The 12,172-nt window shown below is 70.4% G+C and carries 11 protein-coding genes and 1 pseudogene; 8 read left to right on the top strand and 4 right to left on the bottom strand.

Annotated elements, in window-relative coordinates:
• Positions 1 to 183, bottom strand: a pseudogene (locus DY245_RS48120) (DUF6542 domain-containing protein); the annotation flags it as partial.
• Positions 184 to 518: 335 nt separating this feature from the next.
• Between DY245_RS48120 and ychF the strand changes: the two are divergent.
• Positions 519 to 1,607, top strand: a complete 1,089-nt coding sequence (gene ychF / locus DY245_RS04180) for a redox-regulated ATPase YchF (protein ID WP_128503588.1) — start codon at positions 519 to 521, stop codon at positions 1,605 to 1,607.
• A gap of 118 nt (positions 1,608 to 1,725) precedes the next feature.
• Here the strand turns inward: ychF and DY245_RS04175 are convergent, their stop codons facing one another.
• Both DY245_RS04175 and DY245_RS04170 read right to left on the bottom strand, forming a co-directional pair.
• The gene (locus DY245_RS04175; protein ID WP_128503586.1) at positions 1,726 to 2,337 is read right to left on the bottom strand and encodes a Uma2 family endonuclease; all 612 of its coding nucleotides are present in this window, start codon (positions 2,335 to 2,337) and stop codon (positions 1,726 to 1,728) included.
• 236 nt (positions 2,338 to 2,573) lie between these two features.
• Complete coding sequence (locus DY245_RS04170) at positions 2,574 to 3,308, bottom strand: carbonic anhydrase (protein ID WP_181923516.1); 735 nt, start codon at positions 3,306 to 3,308, stop codon at positions 2,574 to 2,576.
• A 482-nt stretch (positions 3,309 to 3,790) separates the two neighbouring features.
• On the opposite strand from DY245_RS04170, the gene DY245_RS04165 reads away from it, so the two are divergent.
• Entirely contained in the window at positions 3,791 to 4,750 is a 960-nt protein-coding gene (locus tag DY245_RS04165; RefSeq protein ID WP_128503584.1) for an alpha/beta hydrolase, read from the top strand.
• Positions 4,751 to 4,772: 22 nt separating this feature from the next.
• Here the strand turns inward: DY245_RS04165 and DY245_RS04160 are convergent, their stop codons facing one another.
• Entirely contained in the window at positions 4,773 to 5,519 is a 747-nt protein-coding gene (locus DY245_RS04160; protein ID WP_128503582.1) for a PIG-L deacetylase family protein, read from the bottom strand.
• A 348-nt stretch (positions 5,520 to 5,867) separates the two neighbouring features.
• Here DY245_RS04160 and DY245_RS04155 point away from each other — a divergent pair, with 348 nt between their 5' ends.
• The 6 genes from DY245_RS04155 to DY245_RS04130 all read left to right on the top strand — a co-directional run.
• Positions 5,868 to 6,620, top strand: coding sequence for a GntR family transcriptional regulator (locus DY245_RS04155; RefSeq protein ID WP_128503580.1), 753 nt, complete (start codon positions 5,868 to 5,870; stop codon positions 6,618 to 6,620).
• Between the two features lie 245 nt (positions 6,621 to 6,865).
• Positions 6,866 to 8,569 carry an APC family permease gene (locus DY245_RS04150; protein ID WP_128503578.1) on the top strand — a complete coding sequence of 568 codons (1,704 nt, stop codon included), beginning with the start codon at positions 6,866 to 6,868 and terminating at the stop codon, positions 8,567 to 8,569.
• Between the two features lie 243 nt (positions 8,570 to 8,812).
• A complete protein-coding gene (locus DY245_RS04145) occupies positions 8,813 to 8,992 on the top strand; it encodes an SPOR domain-containing protein (RefSeq protein WP_128503576.1) in 180 nt (59 codons plus the stop codon).
• A gap of 51 nt (positions 8,993 to 9,043) precedes the next feature.
• Entirely contained in the window at positions 9,044 to 9,466 is a 423-nt protein-coding gene (locus tag DY245_RS04140; RefSeq protein ID WP_181923515.1) for a (deoxy)nucleoside triphosphate pyrophosphohydrolase, read from the top strand.
• 290 nt (positions 9,467 to 9,756) lie between these two features.
• The gene (locus DY245_RS04135; RefSeq protein ID WP_128503592.1) at positions 9,757 to 10,218 is read left to right on the top strand and encodes an ATP-binding protein; all 462 of its coding nucleotides are present in this window, start codon (positions 9,757 to 9,759) and stop codon (positions 10,216 to 10,218) included.
• 169 nt (positions 10,219 to 10,387) lie between these two features.
• Positions 10,388 to 12,172: SpoIIE family protein phosphatase (locus DY245_RS04130; protein ID WP_244942818.1), on the top strand; the 1,785-nt coding region annotated here is incomplete at its 3' end.

Raw genomic sequence — 12,172 nt, 5'->3', positions numbered from 1 at the left:
CGGTGGCGCCGGGGCACGTCCGGGGAAGGCCGCCACGGCCGCCCTGGCGGGCGCACGGGCGGCCGCGGCCTGCGCCGGACCGCGTGCCGAGGCGGGTACGGCCGCGGATGCGGACGCCGGTACGGACGCGAACCCGGAGGCCCGCATCGCGGTGAGGAAGTCGTCGTCGGGATCGGAAGCCACGGCCTCCGCGGGGCGCGGGAGCCGGGCGTCCTGGCCCCCGGCCGGGAGTCCGGACCGCGGCGGGCTGTATGGGGGGATGCGCGCTTCGTGTTGCTCCACTCGCCAACGGTAGGCCGCTAAGTGGGATTAACCGGTTGCGGGACACGCGGTTTGGCTGAGCTTGGGGCTGCGTTCGATACGGAGCCGGGGCGGGCCGGTGGCGGCCGTTCCCGGTAGCGACCGTTCGCACCGGACCGCCCCGTAGACTGGTGGATCGCCCCTCCCGGGTTCCGGCATCCGGTCCCGGAGCGGCTGCCCACCCCACCACCTCTCGCGTCGGAAGTCGAGTCGCCACCGTGTCGCTCACGATCGGAATCGTCGGTCTGCCGAATGTCGGCAAGTCGACCATGTTCAATGCCCTGACCAAGAACGACGTACTGGCGGCCAACTACCCGTTCGCCACCATCGAGCCGAACGTCGGCGTCGTCGGCGTCCCGGACCCCCGCCTCGCCAAGCTCGCCGAGATCTTCGGCTCCCAGAAGATCCTCCCGGCAACCGTCGACTTCGTCGACATCGCGGGCATCGTCCGCGGCGCCTCCGAGGGTGAGGGCCTGGGCAACAAGTTCCTCGCGAACATCCGCGAGTCCGACGCGATCTGCCAGGTCATCCGCGCCTTCAAGGACGAGAACGTCGTCCACGTCGACGGCAAGGTCTCGCCCAAGGACGACATCGAGACCATCAACACCGAGCTGATCCTGGCCGACCTCCAGACCATCGAGAAGGTGCTGCCGCGCCTGGTCAAGGAGTCCCGGATCAAGAAGGACGTGGCCCCGAAGGTCAAGGCGGTCGAGGAGGCCAAGGAGATCCTGGAGAAGGGCGACACCCTCTTCTCCGCCGGCATCGTCCAGGGCTCCGGGCGCGAGGAGCTCCTGCACGATCTGCACCTCCTCACCACCAAGCCCTTCCTCTACGTCTTCAACGTCGACGAGGACGAGCTGACCGACGAGGACTTCAAGAACGAGCAGCGCGCCCTGGTCGCCCCCGCCGAGGCGATCTTCCTCAACGCCAAGCTGGAGGCGGACCTCGCCGAGCTCGACGAGGACGAGGCCCTGGAACTCCTCCAGTCCGTCGGCCAGGACGAGCCCGGCCTCGCCACCCTCGCCCACGTCGGCTTCGACACCCTCGGCCTGCAGACCTACCTGACGGCCGGCCCCAAGGAAACCCGCGCCTGGACCATCAAGCAGGGCGCCACCGCCCCCGAGGCCGCCGGCGTCATCCACACCGACTTCCAAAAGGGCTTCATCAAGGCCGAGGTCATCTCCTTCGCCGACCTCGTCGAAACCGGCTCGGTACCCGACGCCCGCGCAGCCGGCAAGGCCCGCATGGAGGGCAAGGACTATGTGATGCAGGACGGGGACGTGGTGGAGTTCCGCTTCAATGTGTAGCGGCTGACGTATCGCCACGTCGCTGATCTGGCAAACGTGCAGGTCAAAAGGGGCCCACTCCTTCGGGGGTGGGCCCCTGGCTCTTTCCCGTACTGGATCGGTGCTGGATTTCCTGACGTTATTTCAGCTTGTCGGGCCGGGTGTTCTGGTTCTCGCGCCTGGCAGGGACGAGTGAGCCCAGATCAAGGCCGATTTTGAATGGCACAGGGCGTTCCAGTACCTGGCGAAAGATTCCGGCGGGAGCGTAGAGCCCTGTCGGGGCGTCCAGCTCGTAGGCGTGGACAACGGGTGCGCCGTCTTCGTCCTCGATGCACCAGTAGTGCGGGATTCCGGCCTCCGCGTACTTACGGAGCTTGACCGTGCGGTCGCGGTGCGCGGACTCGGGTGAGACGACTTCGACGACCAAGAGCACGTCGGCGGGGGAGTACCAGGTGCGATCCGGGTCGTATGGCGCCTTGGTCGCCAGGAGGTCCGGTTCAGGTCGATTACGGCTGTCGAGCCGGATGGTCATCTCCCGTTCGACTTCGATGCCGTCCGGAGCCTGGCTCATCAGTGCGGTGGTGAGGGCGGTGACGAGGCGGCCGTGCCAGGACCGCTGCGGCGACATCATGAAGACAAGTGCTCCGTCGATCAGCTCGGTATGGCGAGGCGCCTCGGGGAGGCGGTCCAGGTCCTCGGCGAACCAGCCTTCCGCGCGCGGCGGGCGCATCCAGTCGGGCAGTGCGGTCATGGCTCAACCGTAGCGACCAGGGCAGGCCCGGGGCCCGGGATCGTAGACGGAACCGTCCTCCGTACGCGTTGACTCCTCAGCATTACCCGCCTGTGCTGGATCTGCGCTGGATCTGATCTCCGAAGCCCGCGTTTCCGCAGGTGGGAGCGGTTTGGGCAACGTTCCGCTCCCGTCACGTGCGCAGGTCGGAAAGGGCCGGGCTCTGTTGAGTCCGGCCCTTTGCCGTATGTGACCGGTCAGGACGGTGCGCCGGAGAGGACTTCCACCTTGCCGGTGTCGAGCGAGTAGTAGGCGCCGACCACGGCAAGGGTGCCCTTTCCCACGAGGGGGGCCAGGTCCTGGTTGGAGCGCAGGTTGGCCGCGGTCAGCGTGACCTGGGCGCGGGCCATGGTCTCGACCGGGTCGGCGCCGCCTTCCCGGACCGCCTGCTCGTACGCCGGCCGTAGAGCCCTGGCGATCGCTCCCAGGTTGCCGGGCAGTGGTTTGCCGTCACGGATGGACTTGTACGCCGCCTCGACGGCGCCGCAGCGCTGATGCCCGAGGACCATGACGAGCGGAGTGCCACTCGTCATGGGCCCGTACTCCACGGAACCCGTGACCACCGGGCCGACCGCCTCCCCGCCCGTACGCATCACGTACAGGTCACCCAGCCCGGTGTCGAAGAGGAGCTCGGGCGGCACCCGGGAATCGATGCACGAGAGGATCGCTCCGAAAGGTTCCTGCTCCTGGGCTACGAACTCACGCCGGTTCGGATCGCGGTCGGGGTGGTGAAGGTCTCCGCTCACCCAGCGCTTGTTGCCGTCCATCAGTCTCGCGAATGCCGCGGCGGGCGTGGTCGGCCGTGCTTCCGGCGAGGCGCTGGTCGCCAACGGGGCGGCGCTCGTCGTTGAGCACCCCGCAAGGGCGGCCGTGGCGACCACAAGTCCGCCGGCGAGCAGAGCTCTGCGATCCGGATGTCCCGCTCTGTCCATCGGTCGTTCCCCTCAGTCCGCTGAGACGCGTCCGTACGTCTTGACCAGGGCGATTGTTCAGCGCGGTGCGGGAGCTCGACGGCAGGCGCAAGCGGGCGCGGGCCGCTTTGCCACCGACGGCCCACAGAACCGGCCCGGGTGGCGGCAGCGTCCGACGCGGCCTTTGGGCCATGGCGGCGAACGGAGANCGCTTTGCCACCGACGGCCCACAGAACCGGCCCGGGTGGCGGCAGCGTCCGACGCGGCCTTTGGGCCATGGCGGCGAACGGAGAGGTTCGGGCAAGCCACGAGAGCGTCAGCGGCGGAACCATCCTTTGTCCCGCCTTCGTCCGCGCCCCGCCCGTGGTCCGAGGCGCGCCTCGGTGCACTGCCCAACAGGGGGCGGGGAAAGCGGGGCTAGTTCATTGTGCCGTGAAATGTGGGGCTGTGGCATCACCTGTGGAGATGATCTTGGAGGGTTTTTCCGGGCCTAGCGTGCAGGTATGACCCTGAGTGCAGGCAAGGACCTGGTGTGTGTGGCGGACGACGGTGTGGAGCTTGCCGTACGGGATTACGGCGGGGGCGGGGTGCCGGTCCTGTTGCTGCACGGTGCGGGGCGGACGTTGGCGGACTGGGAGCGGGTTGCGCCGCTGCTGGCCGTGGGGCATCGGGTGTGGGCGATGGATCTGCGGGGGCACGGGCGGTCGGGGGACGGTGCGGTGCCGTGGACGTTCGAGGTGGCGGTCGGGGATGTGACGGCGGTATTGGCGGCCTGCGGGGCGCCCGAGGCCGTGGTGGTGGGGCATTCGATGGGCGGGATGGTTGCCGCGCTGTGTCTGGAGCGGGACGGGGGTGTGCCGGCGGCGGTGAATCTGGACGGGCACGGGATGGGGCGTCCGGAGCAGTACGTGGGGCTGGACGCGTCGTATGTGCGGGAACGGCTGCTGGAGGCACGGACGTTCGCGGAGGAGGCGGGCGGGCGGCCGTTCGATGCGGGGGCGTTGGACGGCGTACTCGGCTATCAGGTGGCCATGGCCGCGCAGTTGGGGATTCCTGGGGAGCTGATGGAGGCCGGGGTGCGGCGGTCGCTCGGGGAGACGGCGGACGGGCGGCTGTTTCTGCGGCCGGGGCGGAAGCAGGCGGTGGAGGCGCAGGAGGCGATGGCGACGCTTGATCTGTTCGCGCTCTACCGGCGGGTGGCGCGGCCGTTGTTGATCGCCCGGGCGTTGCGTCCGAATCCGCCGGTGCCGGGCATACCGCCGTGGTTCGATGAACTGATGGCGGCGTATGTGGAGGGGTTGCGGCGCGATCTGGGGGAGTTGGCGCGGACACAGCCGCAGGTGACCGTCGCGGGGGTGGAGGGGACGCATGCCATGGCGCTGGAGCGGCCGGAGGAGGTCGCGGCGCTGGTGGCCGGGTTCGTGGCCGAGGCCCTGCGGCGGCCCTCCCGGCGCACGCTCTAGGCCCTGACCCATCGGACAGGCCCTAGCGGGGAAAGACCTGGAAGAGCGTCGCGGGGCGGCCCCGGTAGCGTTCGCCGCCGGAGCGGAGCGACTGCTCGATGAAGGAGCGGGCGTAGGTGTGCGGGTCCTGTTCGGCGCCGGGCAGGCCCCTGATGTAGGCGCCGTGGGCCGCCAGTGAGGCGACCGCGCGGTCGATGCCGGGGCCGACCTCGGCGGCGTGCGTGGGGTACGGGGAGGCGGCCACGGCCACCCAGCGGACGCCGTTCCAGGGCGCCAGGCCCTGTGCGTCGGCGAGCTCGGGGAAGATCCAGCGGTTGCCGGCGTCGCCCGCCGCGTCCAGCACGGCGCGGCCCACCGCCCGGTGGTCGGGGCTGTTCCAGTTCCCGCCGCCCCAGGTGTCGTGGTGGTTGAGGGTGATCAGCAGCTCGGGGCGGTGGCGCCGGATGGCCGCCGAGAGCTCGCGGCGCAGCGTCGTACCGGCCTCGACGGTGCCGTCGCGGTGGTCGAGGAATTCGACGGTGTGCACGCCGACGAGCGCGGCGCCGGCCCGCTGCTCGGCCTCGCGGACCGTGGCGCACTCCGCGGGCGCCAGTCCGTCGATACCGGCCTCGCCGCGGGTGACCAGGAGATAGCTGATCTCCCGCCCGGCGGCGGTCCATTCGGCGATGGCGGCCGCCGCGCCGTACTCGAGGTCGTCGGGGTGGGCGACCACGGCGAGCGCCCGCTGCCAGTCCTTGGGCATGGGGGAGAGGTGGGGTTCGACGGGCATGGGGTCCCTTCCTGCCGGGGTTCTGGTCCGGTGGAGAGCGTGGGCCCGTGGCGACCGTTTCCCGTGGTGGGCGCTTCGCGTGGTGGCCGTGGTCCCGTTTCGATCGTGACACGGGTGGGCAGCGCGTACCGGGAAGTGGGGCCGGAGCGGGGTGGCGTGGGGTGGCGGTGCGCGGGGTTCGGACGGGGCGGGAGGTGCGGGGGCGCCCGGGTGCGTCCGGTGCCCGGCCTTGATCCGTACAGGCTGAGCTGGGTTTCATCACATCAGGTGAATATCTGGCCCAAGGTTGCGGTCGGCAACGCGCGGTTGCCACGCTGTTGCTGACTGTCAAGCTGTTGGGAGGGGCACGTGCCTTTCGGTGAGCAGCCCGCGTACCTCCGAGTCGCCGGCGACCTGCGCCAGAAAATCGTCGACGGGGTGCTGCCTCCGCACACCCGCCTCCCCTCCCAGGCGCGCATCCGCGAGGAGTACGGCGTCTCGGACACCGTCGCCCTGGAGGCGCGCAAGGTCCTGATGGCCGAGGGCCTGGTCGAGGGCCGCTCGGGATCGGGGACGTATGTGCGTGAGCAGCCCGTCCCGCGCCGTATCGCCCGCGCCGGCTTCCACTCGGCCGGTGGGTGTACGCCGTTCCGGCAGGAGCAGACGGACGAACGGGTGCGGGGCACCTGGGAGTCCAACAGCGAGCAGGAGGCGGCGAGTTCGGCGGTCGCGACCCGGCTGCGCATTCCGTCGGGAGCCAAGGTGATGCGGACCCGCTATGTCTTCCGGGCGGAGGGCGAGCCGTCGATGCTCTCGACGTCCTGGGAGCCGCTGGAGGTCACCGGCCGGACGCCCGTGATGCTGCCCGAGGAGGGGCCGCTGGCGGGGCGCGGGGTGGTCGAGCGGATGGCGGCCATCGATGTGGTGGTGGACAACGTCGTCGAGGAGGTCGGAGCCCGGCCCGCCTTGGCGGAGGAGGCCATGGCGCTGGGCGGGGTGCCGGGGCACGGGGTGCTGGTCATCTCGCGTACGTACTTCGCGGGCGGCCGGCCGGTCGAGACGGCCGATGTCGTCACGCTCGCGGACCGGTACCGCGTCGCTTACCACCTGCCTGTGAAGTGATTGGTGTGCCCGCCCAACGCCCTGCGTGTGCCGCCTAGACGCCCCGAGCGCGCCTTTGGTTCTCAGGTCGATGTCGCATTTGTGCGGCATTGTGGGGAAATGCCGCCCTGGTCTCGGTGTTGGATACCTCACAGACCCTCAACTGGGCGGGAGTTTTGCGTAGGTGGGGGAAGTCGGCCCTCCGAATCGCTCTTACGATGGCGAAGTTTGTGCACGGCACGGGGGAAGACCAGGAGACCAAGCACGTGAGCACGACGAAGAGCCCGAGCGCGGAGCAGGACTCGCACTCCCATTACCGTCGGTCCCTCGGGACCATCGCCCTGACCGCCACGGGTCTTGGGTCCATCATTGGTTCCGGCTGGCTCTTCGGGGCCGAGCGGGCCGCCGCCATCGCCGGACCGGCCGCGATCGTGGCCTGGATCATCGGCGCGCTCGTCGCTCTGACGATCGCGCTCACCTACACCGAGCTCGGCTCGATGTTCCCGAAGGCCGGCGGCATGGTCCGCTACGGCCAGTACTCGCACGGTTCGCTCGCCGGATACCTCGCGGCCTGGGCGAACTGGATCGCGATCGTCTCGGTCATCCCCGGTGAGGCCACCGCCTCCGTTCAGTACATGAGCTCCTGGGACTACGGCTGGGCGCATGCGCTCTACGACGGCAAGGAGCTGACCGGCACCGGCGTCGGGCTCGCCAGCATCCTGCTGATCTTCTACTTCTTCCTCAACTGGTTCGCGATCTCGCTGTTCGCGAAGACCAACACCGCGATCACGGTCTTCAAGGTCGTTGTGCCGGTGCTGACCGCGAGCGCCCTGATGGCGGCGCACTTCGACACCGGCAACGTCACCCAGCACGGCGGCTTCGCGCCCAACGGCTGGAGCTCGGTCTTCACCGCCGTCGCCGTCTCGGGAATCGTCTGGGCCTACAACGGCTTCCAGTCCCCGCTGAACCTCGCCGCCGAGGCCCGTAACCCCGGCAAGTCGCTGCCGAAGGCCGTCATCTGGTCGATCGTGATCGCGCTGGTCATCTATGTCGCGCTGCAGGTCGCGTTCCTGATGGCGGTCCCCGGCGACAAGCTGGCCGCCGGCGGCGGCTGGGCCGGTCTGGGCTTCAACTCGCCGCTCGCCGACCTCGCGGTGGCCTGGGGCCTGAACTGGCTGGCGCTGCTGCTGTACGCGGACGCCTTTGTCTCGCCGTCCGGCACCGGCATGATCTACGCCGCCACCACCTCGCGCATGATCCACGGTGTGCAGGAGAACGGCCATCTGCCCGGCATCTTCGGCAAGGTGGACAAGAAGACCGGCGTTCCGCGCCCGGCGCTGCTGCTCAACCTCGCGATCGCCTTCCTCTTCCTCGCGGTCTTCCGCGGCTGGGGCTCGCTCGCCGAGATCGTCTCGGTCGCCACGGTCATCTCGTACATCACGGGGCCGGTTGCCGTGATGTCGCTGCGCCGTATCTCGCCGGACCTCAAGCGCCCGGTGAAGCTGCGGGCGATGCCGGTCATCGCGCCGGTCGCGATGGTCTTCGGCTCGCTGGTCCTGTACTGGGGCCGCTGGCCGCTGACCGGCAAGGTCATCCTGATCATGGCCGTCGGACTGCCGGTCTGGGCCTGGTACGAGATCGGCAAGCCGCTGACCCAGGGCCGTAAGCCGTGGGCCGCGCTGCTCCCGCACCTCAGGGCCGGGGCCTGGATGGTGGCGTATCTGCTGGTCATGGCCGCTGTCTCGTACATGGGCGGCAAGGAGTTCGGCGGCAAGGGCTATCTGCCGGAGGGCTGGGACATCCTCCTGGTCGCGGTGATCGGGCTCGCCTTCTACTACTGGGGCGTGCGCAGTTCGTGGCGCAACCCGTCGCTGGTCGGCGCCGAGGCCGAGATCCGTGCGGCGGACGAGGCCCGTGCGGCGGACGAGGCTGATGAGGCCGACGGAGCCAAGGCGCCCGTCGGCGCCTGAGCCGGTCCCGCGCCACCTCAGCGCTTTCGTACGTACGCCCGAGCCCATCGGGCTCCACCGGCCACTCGCAGGTCAGTTCCGGTACGCCGGTGCCTGCGGGTGGCCGGTTCGGTACCTCTTTGTGAAAATCCATATCCGGTGCGTAAAGGTCGGGCGTACGCTCGGGCATATGCGGAATGCGATTTCGGCATCAGCAGACGAGGGGCGCGTGACGGCGCGCTACGCGGCGGACGGAGGGGCGCAATGACCGACGGTGGAGCCGTGCTCCCCTGGCTCGTCATCCGCCAGGACGAAGGTGGCAACCGGTATCGCGTCGGTCGTTATGCCACCCGAGCGGAGGCGGAGCGGGTGGCCGACCGGCTCGATACACGTGGCCACCAGCGGCTTTACGTGGTCGAGAAGGCCGACCGCGCGACGACCTGAGGGGCTCGGAGCGAGAAGCGGGACGAGGGCGGGGGACGTAGGCTGCCGCGCATGACGAGCGTGCGCGTAGTGGTGGGCGCGGCGGTGTGCGAGCGCGGGCGGCTGCTGGCCGCCCGGCGCAGCGCACCGCCCGCGCTGGCCGGCCGCTGGGAGCTGCCCGGCGGCAAGGTGGAGGACGGCGAGACGCCCGAACAGGCGCTGGAGCGCGAGCTGCGCGAGGAGCTGGGCGTCGAGGCGGTGGCCCTGGAGCGGATTCCGGGGGAGTGGGTGCTGCGGCCCGGCTACGTCCTCCAGGTGTGGACGGCCCGGCTGGTGTCCGGGGTGCCGCAGCCGTTGCAGGACCATGACGAGCTGCGCTGGCTGCGGCCCGGCGAGGAGACGCAGGTCGACTGGCTGGACCAGGACCGCCCGGCGGTCGCCGAGGCGATGCGGCGGCTGGCGGCGGCGGCCGGGGTGCCGGGCGTACGGCGATGACCGCCGTCCCGACACATGTGCGGTCAAATTCGGCCAGGTCGTAGCCGGAGCGTGCAGCCCTGGCGAGAGCGTGTCGTCATCCGCCCGCCGCTGCCCACGCCCCGCGTACCGCGGCCCCTCCGCCGCGTGTGGTCGCCCGCCTGATGTGCGTGCCCGGCTCCACTGCCGCAATATGCGCTTTTTGTGCCACAGCGCACCGTTGAAGGCGATACTTAGCCCTCGATATCGGGTATGTCCAAATTGACCCCTTCATGCGGGCTATTCGACGGGGGATGCCATCAGGCTGGGATGTGATCGGCGTGAGCGACAGCGCAGCGGCAGGGGTCCCGGAGCCGGGATCCGGAGGCGTCCGCAGGCGCGCCAGGGCCACCGGTTCACCGGTCGCCGAATGGAGCTTTCCGGCCGACCCCGGTGCGGTGCGCACCGCTCGCACCGTGGTCCGCCGGATGCTGGACGACTGGGGACTGAACGGTGCCGCCGATGTAGCCGTACTCCTCGTGAGCGAGCTCGTCACCAACTCCCTGCGCCACGCCAGCGGACCGATCGGCGTCCGGATGGTGCTGCTGAGCGCCGGCGGGCTGCTCGTCGAGGTCTCCGATCCGCTGCCCGACCCGCCGCAGGAGCGCACCGCCACCCCCGATGACGAGGGAGGCCGTGGATTGCAGCTGGTCGCGTGCAGTTCGCGGCGTTGGGGGACCCGGCGTGGAAAGAGTGGCAAGACAGTGTGGTTCGAGCTGTCGGTGGCTGGTTAGGAGACATGTGGACCTGATCGTTGCCATTTCATCGACATTTTGTAGATGGCCTGCGATCGAGACTGTGCTGTGATCGTGAAGACCGTGTTCCGGATAGCCGTGGTACTGGATACTCAGGCTGGTCCGGTCCGGGCACGATGAGCTGGAGGGGACGGGGCTCGTGAGCGAGATGTCATCTGGCGGGGCAGAACCCGCACAGGCCGATGGTCAGGGTGGTGCGGACGGCCCCGGCGACCCAGGTGGCCGTCCGCGCGCGTGCGATCTGCCGGGTCCGCCCGTATGGCAGAGCAGCCGGCCCGGGTCGATCTACGACTACATCAGAGTGGCCTCCTTCTCGCTCGGCCCCGACGGGCGGATCGACCAATGGAGCGAGCGCGCCGAGCAGATGCTCGGCATTCCCGCCCGTTACGCGATCGGCAAAAACCCCGTCGAGGCGTTCGTGCCCAGCGAGTTGCACGAGACCGGCCACCGCAAGGTGTCCGAGATCCTCGACGGCCGGGAGTGGACCGGCCTGGTGCCCTACCGCAGGCAAGAGGGCGGCGAGGCCGACGGGCTCGCCGAGATCTATGTGATGCCCTCCCGCAACGAGGAAGGCGAGCGCGCCGCGGTCTGCGTCTGCGTCGATGTCCGGGCGCTGCGCGGCATCGAGACCGACCTCGCCGCCTCGCAGGCCGTATTCGGTCAATCCCCCATGGGCTTCACCCTGTTCGGGACGGACCTGAAGCTGCTGCGGGTCAACGAGCGGTTCGCCACCGTCTTCGGCGGCCCGGCGAGCAAGTACCGCGGCTGCACCCCGCACGACTTCCTGCCGCGCTCCGAGGCCGATCGGATGGCCGCCGCGCTGCGCCGTGTTCTGGACACCGGCGAGCCGGTCACCGAGATGCAGTTGGTCGGCCTGGTGCCCGGCGAGGAGGACCGCCACCGCTGGTCGGTGTCGCTCTACCGGCTGCACGGGGCCAGCGGCCGCCCGATCGGCGTCGCGGCGCTCGCCGCCGATGTGACCGGCCGGCGCCGGGCCGAGCGCGAGGCCGCCAACGCCCGCCGCAACCTCGCCCTGCTCAACGAGGCCGGCGCCCGGATAGGCAACTCCCTCGACCTGGAGACCACCGCCCGCACCCTCCTGGACGTCGCCGTCCCGCAGTTCTGCGATCTGGCCTCGGTGGACCTCTACCAGGGCCTGCTGTCCAACGACGAGGCCCCGCCCGGCATGAGCGACGGCAGCGCGGAGCTGCGCCGGGTCGCCTTCGCCAGCGCAGTGTCGGACGCCCCGCTCGCCACCGCCTCCGTCCCCGAGGACGCCTCGGACCCGATCGCGGTCGGCGCCGTACACCGCTACCCCTTCAACTCCCCCTGCGCGGGCGCCCTGCGGACCGCCCAGGCGCAGATCGTCCCCGGCCGGGAGAGCGACGACGGGCCGGAGCTGGGCCCGGTGGTGCACTCCACCCTCGCCGTGCCGATGGTCGCCAGGGACACCGTCGTCGGGCTGGTGCAGTTCTCCCGTACGAAGGGCAGCGAGCCGTTCGGGGAGCGCGACACGGCGCTCGCCGTGGAGCTGGCCGCGCGCGCCGCGGTCTGTATCGACAACGCCCGCCTCTACCGCCGCGAGCACGAACGCGCGCTGATATTGCAGCGCAGCCTGCTGCCGCCCGGCGACCCCGAGGCGGCCGGCCTGGACATCGCCTGCCGCTATCTGCCCGGCACCACCGCCACCGAGGTCGGCGGCGACTGGTTCGATGTCATCGAACTCCCCGGCCACCGTACGGCGTTGGTGGTCGGCGACGTCATGGGCCGCGGGCTGCGCGCCGCCGTGGCGATGGGTGAACTGCGCACCGCCGTACGGACGTTGGCCCTGCTGGATCTGGAGCCGGCCGAGGTGCTCTCGGCGCTGGACGAGATCGCCCGCGGACTCGGCGGCGACGGCGACGGCCGCCGCGGCGCGCGGGCCGCGCGCGGC

The sequence above is a fragment of the Streptomyces inhibens genome (assembly GCF_003389455.1).
Lineage (GTDB): Bacteria > Actinomycetota > Actinomycetes > Streptomycetales > Streptomycetaceae > Streptomyces > Streptomyces inhibens.
Note: the sequence above shows the minus strand (reverse complement) of the source record. Positions and strands in the feature narration are given on the sequence as shown.

What these genes read in the sequence shown, in the direction of transcription:
- DY245_RS04175 (WP_128503586.1), bottom strand. Translation starts at nt 2,337, where the DNA reads ATGACCGCACTGCCCGACTGGATGCGCCCGCCGCGCGCGGAAGGCTGG.
- DY245_RS04170 (WP_181923516.1), bottom strand. Translation starts at nt 3,308, where the DNA reads ATGGACAGAGCGGGACATCCGGATCGCAGAGCTCTGCTCGCCGGCGGA.
- DY245_RS04165 (WP_128503584.1), top strand. Translation starts at nt 3,791, where the DNA reads ATGACCCTGAGTGCAGGCAAGGACCTGGTGTGTGTGGCGGACGACGGT.
- DY245_RS04160 (WP_128503582.1), bottom strand. Translation starts at nt 5,519, where the DNA reads ATGCCCGTCGAACCCCACCTCTCCCCCATGCCCAAGGACTGGCAGCGG.
- DY245_RS04145 (WP_128503576.1), top strand. Translation starts at nt 8,813, where the DNA reads ATGACCGACGGTGGAGCCGTGCTCCCCTGGCTCGTCATCCGCCAGGAC.
- DY245_RS04140 (WP_181923515.1), top strand. Translation starts at nt 9,044, where the DNA reads ATGACGAGCGTGCGCGTAGTGGTGGGCGCGGCGGTGTGCGAGCGCGGG.